The organism is Amorphus orientalis (assembly GCF_030814015.1).
In the GTDB taxonomy this organism is placed as follows: Bacteria; Pseudomonadota; Alphaproteobacteria; order Rhizobiales; family Amorphaceae; genus Amorphus; species Amorphus orientalis.
The window spans coordinates 1,170,256-1,191,998 of record NZ_JAUSUL010000002.1; the positions used below are offsets into that span (position 1 = coordinate 1,170,256).

The 21,743-nt window shown below is 62.8% G+C and carries 17 protein-coding genes; 13 read left to right on the top strand and 4 right to left on the bottom strand.

Annotated elements, in window-relative coordinates; translation table 11 throughout:
* Nucleotides 1–14 precede the first annotated feature (14 nt).
* Nucleotides 15–920 carry an FkbM family methyltransferase gene (locus tag J2S73_RS13240; protein ID WP_306886022.1) on the top strand — a complete coding sequence of 302 codons (906 nt, stop codon included), beginning with the start codon at nt 15–17 and terminating at the stop codon, nt 918–920.
* Between the two features lie 28 nt (nt 921–948).
* Complete coding sequence (locus J2S73_RS13245; protein WP_306886023.1) at nt 949–1,548, top strand: sulfotransferase family 2 domain-containing protein; 600 nt, start codon at nt 949–951, stop codon at nt 1,546–1,548.
* Nucleotides 1,549–1,624: 76 nt separating this feature from the next.
* Here J2S73_RS13245 and J2S73_RS13250 read toward each other — a convergent pair whose 3' ends face one another.
* The 3 genes from J2S73_RS13250 to J2S73_RS13260 are packed head-to-tail and all read right to left on the bottom strand — an operon-like array spanning nt 1,625 to nt 6,715.
* A complete protein-coding gene (locus J2S73_RS13250) occupies nt 1,625–3,088 on the bottom strand; it encodes an MBOAT family O-acyltransferase (protein ID WP_306886024.1) in 1,464 nt (487 codons plus the stop codon).
* A gap of 12 nt (nt 3,089–3,100) precedes the next feature.
* Complete coding sequence (locus J2S73_RS13255) at nt 3,101–4,609, bottom strand: hypothetical protein (protein ID WP_306886025.1); 1,509 nt, start codon at nt 4,607–4,609, stop codon at nt 3,101–3,103.
* Nucleotides 4,610–6,715, bottom strand: a complete 2,106-nt coding sequence (locus J2S73_RS13260) for a glycosyltransferase family 39 protein (protein ID WP_306886027.1) — start codon at nt 6,713–6,715, stop codon at nt 4,610–4,612. It abuts the gene before it with no gap.
* A 433-nt stretch (nt 6,716–7,148) separates the two neighbouring features.
* Here J2S73_RS13260 and wecB point away from each other — a divergent pair, with 433 nt between their 5' ends.
* The 10 genes from wecB to J2S73_RS13310 all read left to right on the top strand — a co-directional run bounded on the left by wecB (nt 7,149) and on the right by J2S73_RS13310 (nt 18,327).
* The gene (gene wecB, locus J2S73_RS13265) at nt 7,149–8,219 is read left to right on the top strand and encodes a non-hydrolyzing UDP-N-acetylglucosamine 2-epimerase (RefSeq protein ID WP_306886028.1); all 1,071 of its coding nucleotides are present in this window, start codon (nt 7,149–7,151) and stop codon (nt 8,217–8,219) included.
* A 206-nt stretch (nt 8,220–8,425) separates the two neighbouring features.
* On the top strand, nt 8,426–9,445 hold the full coding sequence (locus J2S73_RS13270; RefSeq protein WP_306886029.1) for a lysylphosphatidylglycerol synthase transmembrane domain-containing protein: 1,020 nt from the start codon (nt 8,426–8,428) through the stop codon (nt 9,443–9,445).
* A gap of 4 nt (nt 9,446–9,449) precedes the next feature.
* Nucleotides 9,450–10,454 (top strand): NAD-dependent epimerase/dehydratase family protein, encoded by a 1,005-nt coding sequence (locus J2S73_RS13275; RefSeq protein ID WP_306886030.1) that lies wholly within the window; start codon nt 9,450–9,452, stop codon nt 10,452–10,454.
* 8 nt (nt 10,455–10,462) lie between these two features.
* Nucleotides 10,463–11,242, top strand: a complete 780-nt coding sequence (locus tag J2S73_RS13280; protein WP_306886031.1) for a glycosyltransferase family 2 protein — start codon at nt 10,463–10,465, stop codon at nt 11,240–11,242.
* A gap of 101 nt (nt 11,243–11,343) precedes the next feature.
* Nucleotides 11,344–12,294 carry a Gfo/Idh/MocA family protein gene (locus J2S73_RS13285; RefSeq protein ID WP_306886032.1) on the top strand — a complete coding sequence of 317 codons (951 nt, stop codon included), beginning with the start codon at nt 11,344–11,346 and terminating at the stop codon, nt 12,292–12,294.
* A 57-nt stretch (nt 12,295–12,351) separates the two neighbouring features.
* Nucleotides 12,352–13,485: a DegT/DnrJ/EryC1/StrS family aminotransferase gene (locus J2S73_RS13290; protein ID WP_306886320.1), complete on the top strand. Its 1,134-nt coding sequence runs from the start codon at nt 12,352–12,354 to the stop codon at nt 13,483–13,485.
* 2 nt (nt 13,486–13,487) lie between these two features.
* Nucleotides 13,488–14,858 (top strand): nucleotide sugar dehydrogenase, encoded by a 1,371-nt coding sequence (locus tag J2S73_RS13295; protein WP_306886033.1) that lies wholly within the window; start codon nt 13,488–13,490, stop codon nt 14,856–14,858.
* Nucleotides 14,859–14,954: 96 nt separating this feature from the next.
* On the top strand, nt 14,955–15,548 hold the full coding sequence (locus tag J2S73_RS13300) for an acyltransferase (RefSeq protein WP_306886034.1): 594 nt from the start codon (nt 14,955–14,957) through the stop codon (nt 15,546–15,548).
* A 101-nt stretch (nt 15,549–15,649) separates the two neighbouring features.
* Complete coding sequence (locus J2S73_RS13305) at nt 15,650–17,050, top strand: mannose-1-phosphate guanylyltransferase/mannose-6-phosphate isomerase (protein ID WP_306886035.1); 1,401 nt, start codon at nt 15,650–15,652, stop codon at nt 17,048–17,050.
* Nucleotides 17,047–18,327 (top strand): glycosyltransferase family 4 protein, encoded by a 1,281-nt coding sequence (locus tag J2S73_RS13310; protein WP_306886036.1) that lies wholly within the window; start codon nt 17,047–17,049, stop codon nt 18,325–18,327. The genes J2S73_RS13305 and J2S73_RS13310 overlap by 4 nt, the downstream gene beginning before the upstream one ends.
* Nucleotides 18,328–18,352: 25 nt before the next feature.
* On the opposite strand, the gene J2S73_RS13315 is transcribed toward J2S73_RS13310, so the two are convergent.
* Nucleotides 18,353–20,185: an ABC transporter ATP-binding protein gene (locus J2S73_RS13315; protein WP_306886037.1), complete on the bottom strand. Its 1,833-nt coding sequence runs from the start codon at nt 20,183–20,185 to the stop codon at nt 18,353–18,355.
* A 472-nt stretch (nt 20,186–20,657) separates the two neighbouring features.
* On the opposite strand from J2S73_RS13315, the gene gmd reads away from it, so the two are divergent.
* Complete coding sequence (gene gmd / locus J2S73_RS13320; RefSeq protein WP_306886038.1) at nt 20,658–21,692, top strand: GDP-mannose 4,6-dehydratase; 1,035 nt, start codon at nt 20,658–20,660, stop codon at nt 21,690–21,692.
* The last annotated feature ends 51 nt before the right edge of the window (nt 21,693–21,743 follow it).

Here is a 21,743-nt window from a genome sequence, read left to right on the forward strand (position 1 = left end):
CTGGAGACAGCAAATTGAAAAGCTACGCACAGAATTTCGAAGACGTCATGTTGAGCCGTCTCTTCGACGGCAAAACGGACGGCTTCTATGTCGACGTTGGGGCATGGGATCCCAACGAGCACTCGGTCACCAAACATTTTTACGATCTGGGTTGGAGCGGCATCAATATCGAGCCTATTCGATCGCGTTTCGAGAATTTCGTTCGGGAGCGCACCCGAGACATCAACCTCAACGTGGCAATAACGAAATTATCTGGAGAGATACCTTTCTTCGAGTGCCCGAGCGAGGATTACTTCTCGACGGCCGACCCCGCAGTCGCCGAAGTGATGAAGAATAAGGGTCTTCCGATCGAGGAGTACGCCGTGAGTGGAGTGCCGCTCTCCACCATCCTGGCCGAACACAAAGTTGAGAATATTGATTTTCTGAAGATCGACGTCGAGGGCCTCGAATCGGAGGTCATTGAAAGTATCGACTTCCGCCAGTTTCGCCCCACTGTGCTCGTTATCGAAAGTGTCATACAGGGACAGCGCCCAGATTCATGGGAAGATACTGACGCGATCCTCAATAATCAGGCATGGGAAGAATCTGTAATCCAGAGCGGATACGTCTTCGCGTATTTTGACGGGCTGAACCGATACTACATCGAGGAGAAATCCCAGAATCTCGTGAAGCGCTTTAGGCTTCCTCCCTGTGTTTTCGACGAGATTGAACTCGCGGGCCAGACCGCCATCCTCCAAACCGAACTTGAAAAGAGGGCGAGGCTGATTACCGAACTCGACTCCGCAGCGAACGCACTGCAGAAAGCCTGTGATGAGCGGCTCGACCTCATTAATCGACAAGCTGCGCATATTGACGAACTAAACGAGACGATCACGCAAATTACCAACGAGATGGAAAAGCAGAACGGGAAACAAAACTGAAATTATTTGACAGGCTTGGAATTCACTGATGATAAGCCATGAATACAAGTGCATTTTCATCCACATCCCGAGATGCGGCGGGACCAGCGTTGAGACGCTGATGGCGGGCGGGGATTGGTGGGATCTCAGCCCAGAAACCAAGCACCTGACAGCACGCCAGGCCAAATCACTCTATAGCGAGCACTGGGACGATTACTTTAAATTCTCCATCGTCCGAAATCCTTTCGCGAGAATGATTTCCTGCTTAAAATATGCAGATCATTTTGGGATTGAACTGGATGGGAACGATATCGACTTATTCGGCTACCATCAGAAATTTGGCCAGCATATTATTCTCGAACATGATCATAGATTCTATAGAAGAGAAGATCTACTATCTCCAAGCCATCTGCCAAATCAGGTATACGGAAACATCTTGGACGCCGATTTGGATCACATTGGCCAACTCGAAGCCATTGATGAAACACTCCTTATCCTGACAAAGGAGCTTGGACTCGATGTCAGCAGACTGGAAACCACAGAGAAGAGCAATCCTCCGATATCGACCGATGCCCTTTCGGATGAGACAAAATCTTCCATTGCGCAGCTCTACGCCCGCGACCTAGAGCGGTTCGGCTACGAAATTTGATTTATCCGGTGCAGGCGATGGCCGCCCGCCGTTTGTCCGAAGCGCCCGCGCTCCACGGCTAGGAAGTATCCGAGTTTCAGAACTCGAAGTAGATGAACACGCGCGCCGGCATCACGCTCAGGATCAGGGCGCCGGCGCAGATGAGCACCGCCGACAGCAGGCCCCACACGATCAGGCGCCTGTGGCCGATGGCCTGGCCGAGCGGCGTGACATAGTCGCCCCGCCTCTCGATCCAGCCGTCGAGGGCGAAACAGCATCCGATCAGAACCATCAGGGGCAGGTTCACGGCGCCGATGATCGGGTCGAGGAAGAATGCGCCGAGCTTTTCGTGGGCGATCCAGAGATCCTCGGCGCTTCTGATCCGGAAGAACATCCAGGCGTAGATGACGCAAAGCAGCGTCAGGATTCGCGCGCCGACCGAGGAGATCCAGTCCGCCGGCGTCGTGGCGGCCCCCCGCTCGCGCCTGCGCGGCAATGCCAGACGCTTGAGGACCAGGACGCTCTGGAAGATCGCGTGGAGCGCGCCCCAGACCACGAAATTGATCGCAGCCCCGTGCCAGAGCCCGCACAGCGTCATGGTCACGAAGAGGTTGAGAACGTGGCGCGGCACGCCGAGCCGGCTGCCGCCGAGCGGGATATAGAGGTAGTCCCGGAACCAGAACGACAGCGTCATGTTCCAGCGGCGCCAGAAGTCCTGAATATTGCGCGCGAAATAGGGAGCGCGGAAGTTGATGGCGAGGTCGACGCCGAACAGCCGGCCGATCCCGCGTGCCATTTCCGAATAGCCGGCGAAATCGAAATAGATCTGCAGCGTGAATCCGAGCAGGCCGAGCATGACCAGATGCGGCTCGGCGTTCCCGATGTCGTCGAAGATCGGATCGGTGTAGAAGCCGAGCAGATCGCCCACAGCCTTCCGGAAGAAACCGATCGCAAACAGCGTCAACCCCGTCGCGATGCGCCTGTCGATGGGCGGCTGCTGCGCAAGCGCTTTGCCCTCAAGCTGCGGCGCCAGATGGGTGTAGCGCTCGATCGGACCGGCGATCAGCTGCGGGAAGAAGGTGAGGAAGCGGCCGGTGGCAAAGAGGCCCGGCGCCTCGGTCAACTCGCCGCGCCGGTAGTCGACGATCAGACCGATGGCCTGGAACGTGACGAACGAGAGGCCGAGCGGCGCGACGGAATCCAGGAGATTGGCCGGCAGCAGTTCGAGCGCGGCCAGTTGCTCCCGTCCGCCGAACACGTCGCCAAAGAAACCGACATATTTGAAGATCGCGAGGATGGCGAGCAGCAGCACCACCCCGAGGATGGAGAACATCGCCCGTTTTCGCGACCCGTCCGGCGCAGCATGCATCCGGTTGATCGTGAGCCAGGTAAGAACCCAGACGCCCACAAGAAGCGGCAGGAACCGGACGTCCCAGAAGCCATAGAAGAACAGCGAGGCGAGAAGGATAATGACTTCGCGATACCAGGCACGCGGCGTGAGCGACCAGAGCGTGAAGACGACGATCAGAAAAACGATGAAGGCCGGGGTGTGAAACAGCATCTGCGGAGGGGCTCAGCGCCAGGAATAGGATTTGACTGGAGTGTTTACCGGCACGAAATCGCCTTCCTTGAAGACGCCGAGGCGTACCATTGCAACGGTCCCCGGCGTCCAGCGGTCCGGCACGGCAATCGTGAAGGAATAGGGAGAGAGGTCCAGGATCTCGGCTTCGGTGTCTTCACCGGACGCAGTGAGGACGCGAGCGGAGAAATCGAATGCCGCGACAGGAAGCGGCGCTGTCTGCCAAGAGTCAGAGAGCTTGATCTCGAGAACGGCGTCTGGCGATGACGAGGGCCGAACGGTGGTCAGGAAGTAGTTCGGAAACGAGGCCGCCCTTGGAAGGATATCGTCGAACGCGGGAGCGCGCCGGTCGGAAACCGGCATGTCGGCTTCGCTCAGATAGTCGCTGGCATTGTCGATGATCGGCAGATCGTGAAGCTGGCCGGTGCGCAGCGCGTCGCCGACGCATTTGGACAGACGCTGCTCGCCAAGCCAGGACAGGTGCGTGTCGTCCGCGAGGTCCACCGCCTTCGCCGACATCCGGATAGCACAGTCGATGGTCCGGACCCCGATGGCCTCGAGCCGCGCCAGCGGAATGTCGGCAACATCGGTGTCGGCTGTCATCATGCCGGAAATGAAAATCGGCATCACATAAAAATCGACGCCGATCGAGTCAGTCAGACCTTGTAAGGCCTCTATCGCCGTCCAGCTTGGTCCGGTAAGGACCGAATAGTTGGCTTCACGAAATTCCGGCTGCGCAACCGCAGTGCTGGGCAATTCATAGCCACCGTCAGACCCAAGTGGAACCGTGTCCTGATAGCCGGCGCCCAGTCGATCGGCGTTGGTACGGAACAGATCGGCAAAAAAGGCAAAGATCTTACGATACGCGTGCGAATCGAAGACGACCAGTGACAGGTTGGAAAGATAGGGACTGAACGACAGCTTCTGGAAGATCGACCCTTCGTAAGCATCGAAGAAATAGTCAATTCGCTCTTCATCCATTGCAGCGTTCCAGATCGCATTCTCGTCGTCACCGTCTCGAAGGGCACGACCAATGAGCGACGCGCAATAAATCAGCGACTTCGGCTTCTGAATTGAGAAAAGAACGCGAACATACTGATCGGCGACCTTGGGAGACAGCCCGCCGATGGAGGCGTTGAAGACCTTCGACGCCGGCGTCCCGCTCGGATTGAACGGCGCACCGTCCATCGCCTGGGTGACGACGTCGCCGTCGATGCCGAACTCGCACATTGAATTGCCGACCACGATCACGTCGAACTGACGGGTCCTCGTCTGCTCGCGGTACCAGGCAATTTTGGATTCCATCAGCCGGGAGCCGGTCACGTGACCGAAATGCCGCGCGGATGTCGGCGTCGACGGGACCAGCCAGACAAGCAGCAGTCCGATGGCGACGACACCCGCGAGCAAGCAGCCGACAAAAAGCCCCAGCTTCTTGTAAGTCGGAGTTGCGTCAGTGACACGTTTGCTGGAATCGGGGTCTGAACCGGTGGCGTCGTACGACATCTAGTGCTCGTCAGCAGCGGGTTCGGCCACGCGGACGGACGGCTTCCAGAGAAAGAGCCGACGCTGATCCGCATCCGAGGCCGCCCCGAGAACGGCCGGATCGATCGACAGGTTGCCCGTGTAGGCATCAGGATCGTCGTGCTCGACGACGAAGCGATAGCACCGCTCCGTGGCTCCAGCAGGCGCCTCGCAGGACTGCGCCTCAAGCGACTTGCCGTCTTCCATCTTCAGACGGACGTCATCGATCGGCACATCGCGGATCGGAGTTCCGATCAACTCGAAGGCGAGCGAACGATCCGGAGAACTCACGATGCTGATCGGTCCGTCCGCCGGCAGCCATTGGTCGGGAGTCTCGAAGACCTCCACGTCAGTCGTCGCGTAGACGAGGATTTCCGTGCGATCGCGGTAGGCCGTCACCGCGCCGATCTGGCGGACACGCGGGTCGGCCTCGAGCAATGCGCCATAGTCGGCCCATTCCTTGTTCAACGGACTGAAACCCGGCCCTTTCGGGCGGCTCGGATAAAGCAGGACGTTGGAGTTCGTGACGAGCGTGTCGTACCGGTCGAACGCGCTGAGGTTCACCCCCTCCGGAACCCAATCCGGCTCGGGGTCGGGCTCGCCGTCGTTGTAGTCGTTCTCGCCTCGGACCTTCGACAGATTGAGCCCTCCCGACAACGTCGGCTGATAGGTCAATCTCAGCAACGGAGATCGCAACACATCATAGATGAGTGTCTGTGAATTGTAGTCGAGATCCATGAACAGGTTGAACAGAGTAAAGTCGTTGATGCCATACTGATCCAGCACCGCCAGAATTTTTTCGGTCGTCTGCTGCGAATGGATTCCAGCATAGCGCGGCTGGGCGAGGTGGGTGCGGAACGACATGACGTTCATGATCACGATAAGCGCGGCAGCGACGACGATTGCCACGGCATTTGCCCGAGCAAAGCCGCGCGGGCGTTCGTCAGTCGCGCGGCGCGACGGCGCAACCAGCATCCAGATGCCCATGGCAGCGAGCACGATCTGGAACGGGATCATGGTCAGGTCGGCCGGCCCCGCATAGGAGTGCGTCGCTAGAAGGCTCAGGTAGGGCAGATAGCCCAGCCCCACGCAGAGGACGACAAGCAAACCCTCGTTTCGGCTCAATCGAGGCCCCACGCGCCCACCGCTTATCCAGGAGACGAGCGCCGCAACAACGGCGAACGCAGCCAGGATCGACACCGCCAAGGCCAGCCACAGCCCATACTGCGCCGGAATGTTCCTTGGGAAGAACAGCCACTCATCCCAGCCACCGGAAAGCTGGTACATCTCGCGCTTGAACTGATTATTTCCCGCCCAGAAACTGTAGTAGCTGTAAATGACGTCCCACATCTGGATGTAGAACCAGCCCGCAACGACGAAACAAACCGCCAGACACAGGGCGATATTGATGTATTGGCGACGTCGAAGCGTCCGGATGTGAAACGCCAGAAAAACGAGCAGAACAAGGGCGGGCCACACGACATAGCCGGCCATCGACGACTTGCCGAGCAAGGCCAGACCGGCCGCGCCACCAGCCAGAAGCGACATGCCGCGGCGTGCGAACAGATCCGACGCTGCAACGAAATAGACGCAGAGCAGCAGAAGCGCGATGGGAGGCCAGTCGTTGCGGGTGTCGCCGTAGCCGTAGAGGTTCGCCACCGGCAGCGCCAGGAACAGCAGGCCGACCAGCCCCGCCCACCAGCTGCGTCCGAGGAACAGCGAGGCGTTGAGCATCAGGGCGAACGCCGTCAGACCGATCCAGAACGCCGAGACGAAATAGGCCGCGAAATCGCCGGTTCCGAACAGGATATAGCCGATGGACAGCGACCAGATGAAGAGCGGCGGCGACGGCCTCGCCGAATAGAGGAAATCAAAGAGCGAAAGCGTCCCTTTTGTCAGCTTGTCGACGAGTTCGAGCGCGGTCGACTGATAGACGAGCGAATCGGCAACCGGAGCCATGTCGGCACGGATGAGGACTTCGATCCGAGCATGGATGAGAACGAAGACCGCGATCGCGATGGTGCTCCAGACAAGCGGCGATACGCCTGCCCACCACCCACGCCGTTCAGGGTGCTCTTGATTGCTCAAGGCGCTGCCTACCTTTTGCTGCCCATTGATCACGTGCCCGCCAACGCTGCATGCGCCGTGCGGATTACCTCCGCTTTTGAATCAGCCCCGACCGCAACGCCACCTTGGTAAAGGCCGCGAAACGGAACGGAGTCAAGTCGGCCGGCGCACGGCGCCCGACACCGCGCTGGCATTCGGCCCGGGATAGCCGCGTCCACCACCGAAAGCTATCGACAGTTGAACCGGCACACCCTCCTCCCCGCCGATTTGGAACGGCGCGCTGCCGCGCCAAGGACAGCCGACGGCCAAAATCAGCACTTGGATTAGCCAAGCGATCCGGCTAGGCAGCACTCGACCGTGACATAATCCGTGTGCCGTGACCGGCCCGCGACAGCCGCCCTGGCCGCTCCAGTGCCAACAGGCGCGAGGCCGGAACACGGCTAAGGAGATGACCTTGAGCAAAGACCTGACCATCGCGACGATCGTGGGCGCCCGCCCCCAGTTCATCAAGGCGGCCCCGTTCTCGCGGCTGGTCGCCGAGCGCGAGGGCGTCCGGGAAATTCTGATCCACACCGGTCAGCACTACGACAGCAACATGTCGGACGTCTTCTTCGACGAACTGGCGATCCCGAAGCCGGACATTCAGCTCGAGGTGCGCAACGACGGCAGCGGCGACATCACCGGCCGGATGCTGGTCGAACTCGACCGCCTGCTGCCGACGCTCGAGGCCGACTGCGTTCTTGTCTACGGCGACACCGATTCCACTCTCGCCGGCGCGCTGGCGGCGGCCAAGCGGCACATCCCGGTCGTCCACGTCGAGGCGGGCCTGCGCTCGTTCAACCGGGCCATGCCGGAAGAGATCAATCGGGTCCTCACCGACCATCTCGCCACGCTGCTGTTCTGCCCGACCGGCACCGCGGTCACCAATCTCGCCAACGAAGGCATCACGCGCGGCGTCATCAAGAGCGGCGATCTGATGTACGACGCCACGATCTTCGCCCGCGACCGGGCGCGGGAGCGGTCGTCGATCCTCGACACCCTGGGTCTGACGCCGGGCGAGTTCCGGCTCGCGACCGTCCACCGGGCGGAGAACACCAAGGGCAAACCCGAGCTGGAACGGGTGGCGGACTATCTTCGGCAGAAGGCAGAGGAGATGCCGCTGGTACTCCCGCTGCATCCGCGCACCCGGACGGTTGCCGATCGGCTGGGTGTCTCGTTCGGCGCGGTGCGGCTCATCGATCCGCTGGGCTATCTCGACATGCACCGGCTCCTGGCCGCAGCGCACGAGGTCCTGACCGATTCCGGCGGCCTGCAGAAGGAAGCCTATTTCCACCGCGTTCCCTGCATCACCCTGCGCAGCGAATCGGAGTGGGTGGAGACGATCGACGCGGGCTGGAACCGGCTCTGGACATCTCCGGAGACCAGTCGCGAGCGCACCGAAATCACGGACTACGGGGACGGCGCCGCAGCAGCCGAAATCCTCGACGCCCTGATCGGCCGGATGGTAACGACCGCGGCGGTATAGACCTCGGCCGGTCGGGCAGATCCGTCGCCGCCGATGCGGCGGAAGAGCTGGCCGCCTCGCCGGGCACGGGGATGGGCTTGATACGCAAAGGCGTGTACATAGCGCTGCGCTCGAACCGGAATTCGGTGTCCGAGCCGCCCCAAGGCGCCGACAACCGGTCTGTCGAGTGAATCGGATAGACGTGATCTGAGAACGTCGAACGGAAAATGCGAACCAAAGAATCTCCCCGCTCTCGGCGTTTCTGGACGAAAATCATCATCGTCGGGCTTCAGCTCACGCTGTCCGCCGTTCTTCTGTACGTCGTCCTGGGCAGGGTCAGCCTGTCCGAGGTCGCGCGCAACTTCTCAAAAGTCGGGGTCGAGGCCTTTGTCGTCGCAGGCGGCCTGCTCCTGCTGCAGATCGTCGTGGGCAGCGGAAGACTCTGGACGGCGCTCGTCCTGTGCGGCGCCAAGCCGACGCTGCTTCCGGTCGTGCATTCCTGTTGGCTTGGCCAGCTCCTCGCCCAGACGCCGGCTACGATCGTTGGCGGGGATGCCGCGCGCCTTCTCGTCCTGCATCGCGCGAAGATCCAGATTTCCCAGGCAGCGAGCGCTGTCGGACTGGATCGCTTCTTCGGGCTCGGGACGCTGCTCGGCCTGTGCCTTCTCACTCTCTGGCCGCTCAGCCAGCTGATCGAGAACGAGTGGCACCGCACCCAGCTCTATATCGCCATGGCCGCCATGTTCTGCGGCGCCGTTGTCTTTCTGCTTCTCGCGCTGCTGCCGAGCCACCTGATCGGGAACCGCTTCATCCGCTGGGTGATCCGAACCGCGGCGTTCAGCCTGTCGGTGTTCAAGAGCTGGCGCTACGGGATCGGCATCGTCGGCTTCGGGTTCCTCACCCACATCATCAACATCGTCGTCATGTACGAACTGGCCCGACGGTTCGGCGCGAATCTGACCTTCCTCGAGACGCTCGTGGTGGTCCCTATCCCACTTCTGCTTGCCGGCATGCCGTTCTCGCTCGGCGGATGGGGACTGCGCGAAGGGGCGATCTCGGTCGCTTTTGCTCTTCTTCAGGTCCCGGCCGATGTTGCGGTCTCGACCTCAATTGCTTATGGAGCGCTGTTCCTGCTAGTGAGCCTTCCGGGCGCGCTGGTCTGGATGCTTCCGCATCTTTCATCTCGGGCTGCTTCGGTCGGCGAAACTGTCCATCGCGACGACCCAGTTGACAAAGAACCACAGTGACAAAATGAAAATACTGATCACAGGCGCCGCCGGTTTCATCGGCTCGAACCTGACCAATGCGTTGTTGCGCGAGGGTCACGAGGTCGTCGGCTTCGACGATATGTCGCACGGCGACATGCTCAATCTCGAAGAAGCCAAGAAGAGCAACAACAAGTTTTCCCTCGTCCTTGGCACGATCATGGACCAGGACGCGCTCGAGAAGGCCTGCGAAGGCTGCGATCTCATCTACCATCTCGCCGCGCGCAAGATTCCCAGGTACTCGGACGCCTACGACACCCTGACCGTCAACGGCATGGGGTCGCACAACGTCGCCATTGCCGCCCGCAAGGTGGGCGCGAAGCTCGTCGCCGCCAGCACCTCCGACGTCTACGGCAAGAACCCGGATCTGCCGTTCACGGAGACCAGCAACCTCGTCGTCGGCAACCCGGACGTCCGCCGCTGGGCCTACGCCATTTCCAAGATGTTCGAGGAACAGCTGATCTTCGCGATGGGCGAGCGGGACAACCTCCCCTTCAGCATCGCCCGCTTCTTCGGCGGCTACGGCCCGGCCCAGCATCTGAGCTGGTGGGGCGGCCCCCAGTCGGTGTTCATCGACGCGGCCCTGGACGACAAGGAAATCGAGCTGCACGGCTCCGGCCAGCAGACGCGCTCGTTCACCTTCGTCAGCGACCATGTGAGCGGGCTCATCCTGATGGGCATGAAGGACGAGGCAAACGCGCAGGTCTTCAATCTCGGCAACACCTACGAGATCACCATCGAGAACCTGGCCCGCCTGATCTGGCGCCTGGTCCGCGGCGAGGACTCCGAGCCGAAGCTGAAGCTGATCCCCTACGAGACCTTCGGCAAGTACGAAGACGTGAACCGTCGCGTTCCGTCGGTGGACAAGGCCGGGGAGCTGCTCGGCTACAAGCCCGAGGTCGCCCTCCCCGACGGCATGGTCAAGACCATTCAGTGGCAAGTGGCCCGGCGGCGCGCGCTCGGCATCGAAACCCGCGATCCGGCCTGCTGAGGGCGACCATGGCCGCATTCTATGTCGTCGTTCCGGTCCTCAACGAAGAGGACAACATCGAGCGCTTCTTCACGGGGCTGCGCCATATTGCGACGGGCATCCCGGCCGGGACCACCATGTGCGTGGTCCTGGTCGATGACGGCTCGACGGATGCGACGGTGAGCCGGGCCGAGACCCACGCGGGCGACCTCGAACTGCACGTGCTGAAGCACGAGGTGAACCGCGGCCCCGGCGCTGCGTTCGGGACCGCCTTCGAGTTTCTGGCCGGCCGGCTTTCCGACGACGACTACGTGCTGACCATCGAGGGCGACAATACCTCGCGCTACGAACTGGTCGACAAGATGCTCAGGCGGCAGACCGAAGAGGATTACGACGCGGTCTTCGCGAGCCCGTACATGTACGGCGGCGGCGTCATGAACACCTCCTCCTTCCGGCGGTTTCTCAGCCACATGAGCAACGCCTTCGTGAAGGAGATCCTCCAGATCCATGGTCTGCTGACCGTGTCGAGCTTCTTCCGGCTTTATCGGGGACGCATTCTCCTCCGGCTTCAGGGCGTCTACGGACCCCGCATTCTCCAGCGCACCGGCTTCGAGAGCATGTTGGAGCTGACCCTGAAGATGATGTATCTGGGCGCCACGATCTCCGAGGTCGCCATGGTCCTCGACACGTCACAGCGCGCCGGCAAGAGCAAGATGAAGATAGCGCGGACGATTCGCGGCTATTTCGGCGTCGGCCTGCAGAAGGGAAAATGGGCGTCGGTCGCCACGTCACATGGCTATCGGCACTGAGGGGCGGTTGATCGCCCCGCCTGGTCTGGTTCGGGCGCGTGCGTTCACCTGCGCCGACCGCACGGCACCAGACTTGATGTAACAACCGGATAGGAGCAGGCGTGACGAAGATCGGGGTCGTTGGGTGCGGCAGCTGGGGTGGCAACCTCGTGCGCACCATGCATGAACTGGGCGCCCTGCACGCCGTTTCGGACGCCAACCCGGCAACGGCGGCGGCTGCCGCCGAGCGGTACTCGGTGACTGCACTCGACTATCCGGCACTCCTGGCGGATCCGGAGATCGAGGGCGTCGTGCTCGCAACTCCGGCCCACCTTCATGCCGAGCACGCACTCGCAGCGATCGCCGCCGGCAAGCACGTCTATGTCGAAAAGCCGATCGCACTGAAGCCGGACGATGCGAAGACGATGATCGCGGCCGCGGAAAAGGCCGACCGCGTGCTGATGGTCGGCCATTTGCTGCAGTATCACGCCGCCTTCCGCAAGCTGCTCGAACTGGTCCGCAGCGGCGAATTCGGATCGCTGCGTTACGTCTATTCGAACCGGCTGAACATCGGCAAGCTGCGCACCGAAGAGGACGTGCTGTGGAGCTTTGCCCCGCACGACCTGTCGATGATCATCGCGCTCGCCGGCGAAAAGCCGTCGGAGGTCACCGGTCTCGGCAGCGCCTTCCTGCAGCCGCTCTCCGATTTCGCGACCGTCCATCTCGCCTTCCCGTCCGGTGTGGGCGCGCATGTGTTCGTCAGCTGGCTGCACCCGTTCAAGGAACAGAAGCTGGTGGCCGTCTGCGAGAACGCGATGATCGTCTTCGACGACACGTGCGATTGGTCACAAAAGTTGATGTGCTACCGCCACGAGGCACGCATCGACAAAGGCGCTCCGCACTTGGTAAAGGCTTCCGGCGAGCCGATTGCGCTCGAACCGTCCGAGCCCCTCAAAGACGAGTGCCGGCATTTCCTGAGCTGCGTTGCGGAAAACCGCCGGCCGCTCACGGACGGCGAGGAAGCCCTCAGGGTCCTCGACGTTTTGTCCGAAGCAAGCGTCCGACACGCCTGAACGGGCCACACGGCGAGCGCCGGCCCTGGAACGAGATACTGCTGGAGAGAGCCGATGGTGGCATTCATTGACTTGAAGGCGCAGCAGGAGCGGATCAAGCCGCAGCTTGATGCCGCCATTGCGCGCGTGCTGGCGAACGGCAACTACATCTCCGGCCCCGAAGTGGCGGAGTTCGAGCAGCAGCTGGCCGACTATGTCGGTGTGGCGCACGCCGTCAGCTGCGGCAACGGGACCGACGCCCTTCAGATCGCGCTGCTCGCCGAGGGGATCGGCGCCGGCGACGCGGTCTTCGTGCCGAGCTTCACCTTCGCCGCAACCGCCGAGATGGTCGCGCTGATCGGTGCGACGCCGGTTTTCGTCGACATCGATCCCAACACCTTCAACATCGACGTCGAGCATCTCGAGGCGACCATCGATGCCATCGCGTCTGCCGGCGATCTGAAGCCGCGGGCGATCATCCCGGTCGATCTGTTCGGGCTTCCGGCGGACTATGCCTCGATCGAAGCGATCGCCGCCAAGCACGGCCTCTACGTTCTGGAGGACGGCGCACAGGGCTTCGGCGGCACCCAGAACGGCCGCCGGGCCTGCAGCTTCGGCACGGTTGCCACGACGAGCTTCTTCCCCGCCAAGCCGCTCGGCTGCTACGGCGACGGCGGTGCCGTCCTGACCAATGATCCGGAGCGGGCCGCCGTCATGCGCTCCCTCTGCATCCACGGCAAGGGGACGGACAAGTACGACAACGTCCGCATCGGGATGAACTCGCGCCTGGACACCCTCCAGGCCGCAATCCTGAAGGAAAAGCTGGCCGTGTTCGACGAGGAGCTGGTGTCCCGTCAGGCGGCGGCGGAGCGCTATGAAGCAGCCCTTTCGAACCACGTGCGGACGCCGCGCGTGCCGGCGGGTTTCACCTCCTCCTGGGCCCAGTACTCCATCATCGTCGATGGCGACCGGAGCGCCGTGATGGCGTCGCTCAAGGAGAGCGGCATTCCCTCGGTGGTCTACTACGCCAAGCCGCTGCACCTGCAGACCGCCTACAAGCACTATCCGGTCGGCCCCGGCGGACTGCCGAAGACGGAGTTCACTGCAGAGCACGTGATGAGCCTGCCGATGCACCCCTATCTGGATGAAGCAACGCAGGCGAAGATCATCGACGCCGTCAAGAACGCCGTCGCCGTGAAGGAAAAGGTCTGACCATGCGCTCCCCGCACGACATCGCAGAGGCCGGCAACAGCTTGAAGTCTCCTGATTTCGGCCTCGCCGAGAAGCTGAAATCCAAGACCGCGCGCGTCGGCGTGATCGGCCTCGGCTATGTCGGGCTTCCCCTTCTGATCGCACTCGACCGGGCCGGTTTCCCGACCTTCGGCTTCGAAATCGACCAGAGCAAGATCGACGCCCTCTTCAGGGGCGAAAGCTACATCCGGACCGTCAAGCACGAAGCCGTCCAGCAGCTGATCGCGGGGCAGCGCTTCGTGGGCACCACGGACGAAAAGCGTCTTGTGGAAGCGGACGTGCTGATCATGTGCGTGCCGACGCCGCTGAACCGCTACCGCGAGCCGGATCTCTCCTACGTGGTCTCGACGGCGGAGATGATCGGGCGGAACCTCCGCCCCGGCCAGCTGATCTGCTTCGAATCGACGACCTATCCCGGCAGCTCCGCGGAGGACGTCATCCCGGCGCTGGAGACGTCGGGTCTCAAGGCGAGCGAAGACTTCTTCTTCGTCTACTCGCCGGAGCGTGAAGATCCGGGCAATATCGCGTTCGAAACCGCGACGATCCCGAAGGTTGTCGGCGCGGATGACGACATCAGCCGCGAACTCGGCGTTCTGCTCTACGGCAATACGGTCGAGCAGGTGGTCCCGGTCTCCAACACGAAGACGGCGGAAGCCGTCAAGCTGACCGAGAACATCTACCGGGCGGTCAACATCGCCCTCGTCAACGAGCTGAAGATCATCTACGACCGGATGGGCCTCGACATCTGGGAAGTGATCGATGCCGCAAAGACGAAGCCGTTCGGCTTTACGGCGTTCTATCCCGGTCCCGGGCTCGGTGGTCACTGTATCCCGGTCGATCCGTTCTATCTGACTTGGAAGGCCCGCGAATTCGGTCTGCACACCCGCTTCATCGAGCTGTCGGGCGAGATCAACCGGAGCATGCCGCACTTCGTGGTGGCGCGGGCTGTGGAAGCCCTCAGCCGGCATCGCAAGCAGTCGCTTGCCGGCGCGAACATCCTGTTGATCGGCCTAGCCTACAAGAAGAACGTGGACGATATCCGCGAAAGCCCCTCGCTCGAGCTGTTCGAAATGCTTGAGCACGGCGGCGCCATCGTCGAGTTCCACGATTCCTACATGCCGACCATTCCGTCCACCCGCGAACATGCGCGATTGGCGGGCCGGAAATCGGTGGAGTGGGACGCGGAAACGCTGAAGCGGTTCGATCTCGCCATCCTCGCGACGGACCATGACGGGATGGACTGGCAGCTTCTCGTGGACAACGTCCCGGTCATCGTCGATACGCGCAACGCGCTGGCCTCCTATTCCGGCAACGCCGAGATCCTGAAGGCGTAGTGTCCCGGCCACGCGCCCCGCGTGGCCGCGAGCGTCACATCAGAGTTCATTTGCTTTCAGGTCGGCATCGCTGCCGTTTATTCAAAGAACAAGATCATGCCCAGCAGTCCCCGAGCACCCGAATTCGAAGGCGTCTTCATTCACGAAAGCGCCTATGTCGACGCACCCTGCGAGATCGGGCCGAACTCCAAGGTCTGGCACTTCGCGCACATCCTGAAGGGGTGCCGGATCGGCAAGGACTGCTCGGTCGGTCAGAACGTCATGATCGGGCCGGACGTCACCGTCGGCGACAGCTGCAAGATTCAGAACAACGTCAGCCTCTACAACGGCGTCGAGCTCGAGGATGGCGTTTTCTGCGGCCCGAGCTGCGTGTTCACGAACGTCAACAACCCGCGTGCGGAGATCAGCCGCAAGAGCGAATTCCGGCACACGCTGGTGAAACGCGGCACCACGATCGGCGCCAACGCCACGATCGTCTGCGGCCACACGCTGGGTGCGTACAGCTTCATCGCAGCTGGTGCCGTCGTCACCGGCGACGTGCCCGATTTCGCCTTGATGGCCGGTGTTCCGGCGCGCCGCATCGGATGGATGAGCAAGGCCGGCGGCCGGCTCGGCGACGATCTCGTGTGCCCTGTGGACGGCAGCCGCTATCAGCTGGACGACAAAGGGAACCTTCACCTCGTCGAGTGAGGTGTGCCGGAGCGGGCGGCGCACCGGTCGCCCTCATTGACACGGCGCTGGATTGGAAAGACTAGAGGGGCCGGCTCGCGCCTCGAAGGAGAAGAACGCAGATGGTGGTTCCGGTCATTCTGTCCGGCGGTTCGGGCACGCGGCTTTGGCCGCTTTCACGGGCAGACCTGCCGAAGCAGCTGGCGCCTCTTTTCGGCGAGGAATCGCTGTTCCAGCACACCGTCCGCCGCGTCACGGGAACGCCGCTCTACGAAACTCCGATGGTGTTGGCCTCGGCGGACGGCCGTTTCCTCATCCGCGAGCAGCTTCAGGATCTCGGCCTCGACGGCAAGATCGTGCTCGAGCCGACCCGCCGCGACACCCTCGCCGCGATCACTGCGGCAGCTGTGATCGCGTACCGGGACAACCCCGGCGCCGTCATCCTAATCATGCCGTCGGACCACCTGATCGCCGACGTTGAAGCCTTTGCAGAATCCGCCGCGACGGCGGCGCGGATCGCCGAGACGGGCGGCATCGTCACCCTCGGAGTGAAGCCGACCCATCCGGCCACCGGCTACGGCTATATCGCACCCGGCGAGCCCGGCCCGGACGGCTCGTTCAAGGTCGCGCGCTTCCTGGAGAAGCCTTCCGCCGAGGCGGCCATAACGCTGATCGACGAAGGCTGCCTCTGGAACGCCGGCATGTTCTGCTTCCGCGCCGAAAGCCTTCTCGACGAGGTGCGACGGCTGGAGCCGGAAACGCTCGCAGCCATCGAAGCCTCCGTAGACGAGGCCCAGGACGATGTCGGCTTCGTTCTCCTCGGCCCCTCCTTCGAGAATGCCCGCTCGATCTCGTTCGACTACGCCGTGATGGAGCGCACCGACGCCTCGTTCGTCGTTCCGGTCGACTTCAGCTGGTCCGACGTCGGCGACTGGAAGGCGTTCTGGGAGGCGACCGACCACGGCGAAGATGGCGTCACCACCACCGGCGACGTCGTCGCGCTGGAGTCGCGGAATTCCATCATCCGCTCGGGCGGACGCCTCATCTGCGCCGTCGGCGTGGAGAACCTCGCGATCGTCGAGACGCCGGACGCCGTCCTCGTCGCCGACATGCAGCAGTCGCAGAAGGTCAAGGACCTCGTCGGCACGCTGGCCTCGCTCGGTCGCTCGGAAGCCGCCGAGCATGCCCGCGTCTACCGGCCCTGGGGCTGGTACCAGACCATGGACATCGGCGACCGCTTCCGGGTGAAGCGCATCGCCGTGAAGCCGGGTGCCAAGCTGTCGCTGCAGAAGCACTTCCACCGCGCCGAGCACTGGGTGGTCGTGCGCGGCACCGCCGAGATTACGGTCGGCGACGACACCCGCATCCTGCGCGAGAACGAGAGCATCTTCATTCCGATGGGCGAAGTCCATCGGCTCGCCAACCCGGGCAAGATCGGCGTCGAGATCATCGAGGTGCAAACCGGCGCCTACCTGGAAGAGGACGACATCGTCCGCATCCAGGACGATTTCGGAAGGCAATGACGCGGCTCTTCGTCGACGTCACCGAAGTCTCCGCGCTCGGCCGCAAATCCGAGGAACTGACCGGCGTCCAGCGGACCTGCCTTGAGTTTGCCTATGAACTCGTGACGGCAGGCCGGGCGACGGCGGTGGTGCTGAACCCGCTCACCGGCCGCTTCCGGTCGGTGGCGCCCTGGGCCTTCGAGCTCGAACACCTCTACGCCACCGACACCGTACGCGAACGCCTCGGCCTGCTGCCGAAGGTGCGCAGCCTCGGCAAGTACCGGGGCGCCAAGCGTGCCGTCTACGCGGCCGAACAGGCCGTCGTCGGCGCGATCCGCGCCGCCCTGCCCCAGCGCGTCGGCACGGCCGTCGGCGATCCGGTCGATCTGGCCGGCGGCGTCCTGCTGACGGCCGCGAACTTCGAGATCGCTCGGCGCGTGGGACTGCGCGCGAAAGCGCTTCATCCGGACGTCCAGGTCGTCGCCGTCCTCTACGACACGATCCCGCTCGCCGGCCCGGCCGCCGGCGTGAGCGCCGGGTTCGGCCGTGCCTACCGGGAAGCCTATCGCGCCCTCGGCCGCAGCGGCGCCCGCTTCATCGCGATTTCGGAACACACGCGGCAGGAGGCGATCGCCGCGATCGCGGGCGACGGCCTCGACCCGTCAGTCAGGCCCGAAGCGGCGATCCTGCTCGCCCACGAGTTCCGCGACCCCACGCCGGGGAGCGTACCCGCGCCGCTGCCGAACGCGCCCTACCTGCTGTCGGTCGGCGCGCCCACGGGCCGCAAGAACGGCAAACTCACGCTGGAAGCGTACCGCCGACTGATCGGGGCCGGCCACGGCACTGATCTCCCGACCCTGGTGTTCGCGGGACGGGTCGGGTCGGATCCCGGCGCTCTCCTCGACCGGCTCGGCGGATACCGGGACGTCGAAAGCCACGTGCGGCTGGTCGACCAGCCGAGCCACGCGACGCTGAAAGCGCTCTACCTGGCGGCCGACGCCCTGGTGTTTCCAAGCCTCTATGAAGGGTTCGGGCTCCCGGTCGGCGAAGCCCTCTGGCTCGGCACGCCGGTCCTTGCGTCCAATGCGACATCCATCCCGGAAGTCGGCGGCGATCTCGTGACGTACTTCGATCCCACCGATGCGGACGCGCTCGCGGCCCTGATCCGGCGCACAGCCACCGATCGCACATGGATCGATGACCAGCGACAGCGCGTCGTGGCGGCGCACGACACGCTCCGGAGCTGGAGCCAGGTTGCTGCGTCCTACGCCGACCAGGCGGTCGGAGCCGGCCGCTGATCCTGCGACAGCCGAAACCGTCCGGCTACTCCGCCGCCTCGCCCATCTCGAACTGCAGCGTGACGATCCGCCGGTAGTATTCGTTGCGCGCGACGAGTTCGTCGTGCCGCCCCTGATCCGTCACGTGTCCGCTGTCGATCAGGACGATGCGGTCGGCTTCCTTCACGGTCGACAGGCGGTGAGCGATCACCAGGATCGTCTTCTTCGACGCCTGAGAGCGCACATACTCCTTGATCAGTTGCTCGTTGTCGGCGTCCAGGGCGGATGTCACCTCGTCGAGCAGCAGGATCGGCGCATCGCGTATGATCGCGCGCGCCATGTTCAGTCGCTGCGCCTGCCCGCCGGAGATCATGGCGCCGAGTTCGCCCACGTCGGTGTCATAGCCGTTGGGCTGCGCCTCGATGAAGGAATGAAGCCCAACCGCCTCGCAGGCCGCAACAACGCGCTCGTGGTCGACCGTGCGATCCTTGAGCGTCAGATTGTCCCGGATCGTCCCGGAGAAGATGTAGTTGGACTGGCTGACGAACGCGATCGCATCGCGGATGTCGCCGGTGTCGAGCTGGCCGACATCGTGCCCGTAGAGCCGCAGCGTCCCCTGGATCGGGAGATAGAACTTCAACAGGAGCTTGAAGAGCGTCGATTTGCCGGCACCGGACGGGCCGACCAGGGCAACCATCTCGCCCTGCTTGATGTCCAGGTTCAACCCGTCGAGCACCAGACCACCATCGCCGTAGCGGAAATCGACGTTGTCGAAGGCAATCGCCGGCACGCCCGGATCGGCATTTTCCCCGATGGCGGGAGCAGCTTTCGGCGGCGACAGCCGCTGCGGGCCGCTGTCTTCGAAATCGCTGTCCGCGAGCAGCTGCTCCACCATCTCGACGGCGATCAGCGCGGTGCGGATCTGGACGCGCATCTGGCTCAGGCGGCGCGCGGGATCGGCGGCGAGCAACAGGGCCGTCAGGAACGACATGAAGGTGCCCGGCGAATACTCGCCCATCGTGAGGCGCCAGCCGGCGTACAGGATGGCCAGACCGACCGCGACGCCGCCGACGGTGTCAAGGAGCGGCAGCGGCGCGGCACTGATCGCCGCAATCCGGTCCTTCTGCTTGCGCAGGCCCTCGATGATGTTCCCGCTCTCGTCCAGAAGCGGACGTTCAAGCCGGAAAGCCTTGATAACGGTGATGCCCTGCACCGTCTCCCGGACCTGCCGGTTCAGATACTGATAGCCGGCCAGCTCGCCGCCCACGAGCCCGCGAACCTGCTTCAGGAGGCGGCTCACCCCGTAAAAGACAATCGGCGCAACCAGGAACGAGCAGATGGTCAGATAGGCGTCCTGGACGAGCATCACCCCGAGCAGCGCAACCAGCGTGGCCACGTCCCTGAGCCCGTTGACCATCACCTGGTTGAGAATCGAGTTGAAACCGTTCGCGCCCTGATTGAAGCGCATCAGCAGGTCGTCGGAGCTGTAGCGGGAGAAGAAGGAAACCCGCTGCTTCATGATATGGCGGAACATCCGCATCTGGACGTCCGCGACAAGCGCGTTCGAGATCTGGTTGGAGAGCACGCTCTGACCATAGAGCGACAGGCCACGAACCAGGAATACGACAACGACCGCAACAAAGAGCGGGAGGATCAGGGGCGCATTCTGCTCGACGAAAACGGTTTCGACGACGTCCTTCACCATCCAGGCGATGCCGGCGGTCGTTCCGGACACGAACCCGATCAGAATGAAAATGATGACGTATTTTTTCCAGAACTGGCGAAAATACTGGGTGAAGATGCCATAGATGAGGCTGAGGTCGCCGGTGCTCGGGACCTTGAGCATCCGCGCGAGCCATTTCGGAAGACGGGCACGCATGTCACTGGAAACCATACAGATTACCTTCGAATAGCCGCAGCGCAGCCCCGCCTGGGGAAGACGGGTGCCGCTCGCTCGCCTCGGGCCTGCTTCCCATTTTGGATCGCTTCGGGCCGATCCCTTGCCAGCTCAGGCCCCAGCACATCAATCCGTCTCCGGACCGGCCACCGCATTGGACCTCACGCCATGGATCGATGGTCGCCTGACGCCGGATCACCTATGCGCAAGGGACGGAATGCCAGCCCCTTTGGCGGCCCGACTAGAGGGTCGCACCACCACCGTCAAGCTTCTTCGCACGTGAGCACGATATTACGAATATCCAGCGCGGTTCGCGTTGGCAATCTTGACAACATCGCCATGATGCCGTGTGAAGGCATCCAACTTCCGCGAGGGCCGTCGGCCCCGCGGCGGGTCCGAGGCGGCCGTGTTTCGATCGCCGCGCGGCAGCGCATTTCCAGAAGAAGGTTTCCCGGTGACAAAGACGGCATTCATCACGGGCGCATCCGGTCAGGACGGCGCCTACCTGTCCGCACTTCTTCTCGAAAAAGGCTACCGGGTGATCGGCGGCATTCGCCGCACCTCCACCGGGATCATTCATCGGCTTGCCGAACTCGGCATCGACAAGGACGTGGAGCTCACCACGTTCGAGCTCGGCGAGTTCCAGCACATCCTCCGCCTTCTCGACAAATACAAGCCTGACGAGTTCTACAACCTCGCGGCCCAGAGCTTCGTCGGCTCGTCGTGGGACGTGCCGCTCTACACCGCGGATACCGATGCCGTCGGCGTCTGCCGCATCCTCGAAGGCATGCGCGACATACTCCCCGAGTGCCGCTACTACCAGGCCTCGACCTCGGAGATGTTCGGCCACGTCCGTGAGATCCCGCAGACGGAGGACACCCCGTTCTATCCGCGCAGCCCTTATGGCGTCGCGAAGCTCTATGGCCACTGGATCACAGTGAACTACCGGGAATCGTTCAATCTGCACGCTTCCTCGGGCATCCTTTTCAATCACGAGAGCCCGCTGCGCGGCGTCGAGTTCGTGACCCGCAAGATCACGCTCGCGCTGTCCAACATCGCCCAGGGTAACCAGGAGACCCTCGACCTCGGCAACATGTCTGCGAAGCGCGACTGGGGCTTCGCCAAGGAATATGTCGAAGGCATGTGGCGGATGCTGCAGCAGGACGAGGCCGACGACTACGTGCTCGCGACCGGCTCGACCCATACCGTCCGCGATTTCGTTGGCTGGGCAGGCGAGAGCCTCGGCTTCGACATCGCATGGGAAGGCGAAGGCGAGAACGAGGTCGGCATCGACCGCAAGTCCGGCAAGACGATCGTGCGCGTCGATCCCCAGTTCTACCGCCCGGCCGAGGTCGAAATCCTGATCGGCGACCCTGCGAAGGCGAAGAAGCAGCTCGGCTGGGAGCCTAAGACCGACGTGCGCGGTCTTGCCGACATGATGGCGAAGGCGGACTACGACCGAGTGAAGAGCGGCCGGGTGTTCTTCTGAATTAGAACACGCTAATAGATAGATCCACTTAAGAAGCCGCGATGGTCGTTG

Coding starts and splice junctions, on each gene's coding strand:
- J2S73_RS13245 (WP_306886023.1), top strand. CDS start 949: ATGATAAGCCATGAATACAAGTGCATTTTCATCCACATCCCGAGATGC.
- J2S73_RS13250 (WP_306886024.1), bottom strand. CDS start 3,088: ATGCTGTTTCACACCCCGGCCTTCATCGTTTTTCTGATCGTCGTCTTC.
- J2S73_RS13255 (WP_306886025.1), bottom strand. CDS start 4,609: ATGTCGTACGACGCCACCGGTTCAGACCCCGATTCCAGCAAACGTGTC.
- J2S73_RS13270 (WP_306886029.1), top strand. CDS start 8,426: ATGCGAACCAAAGAATCTCCCCGCTCTCGGCGTTTCTGGACGAAAATC.
- J2S73_RS13275 (WP_306886030.1), top strand. CDS start 9,450: ATGAAAATACTGATCACAGGCGCCGCCGGTTTCATCGGCTCGAACCTG.
- J2S73_RS13280 (WP_306886031.1), top strand. CDS start 10,463: ATGGCCGCATTCTATGTCGTCGTTCCGGTCCTCAACGAAGAGGACAAC.
- J2S73_RS13295 (WP_306886033.1), top strand. CDS start 13,488: ATGCGCTCCCCGCACGACATCGCAGAGGCCGGCAACAGCTTGAAGTCT.
- J2S73_RS13300 (WP_306886034.1), top strand. CDS start 14,955: ATGCCCAGCAGTCCCCGAGCACCCGAATTCGAAGGCGTCTTCATTCAC.
- J2S73_RS13305 (WP_306886035.1), top strand. CDS start 15,650: ATGGTGGTTCCGGTCATTCTGTCCGGCGGTTCGGGCACGCGGCTTTGG.
- J2S73_RS13310 (WP_306886036.1), top strand. CDS start 17,047: ATGACGCGGCTCTTCGTCGACGTCACCGAAGTCTCCGCGCTCGGCCGC.
- J2S73_RS13315 (WP_306886037.1), bottom strand. CDS start 20,185: ATGCGTGCCCGTCTTCCGAAATGGCTCGCGCGGATGCTCAAGGTCCCG.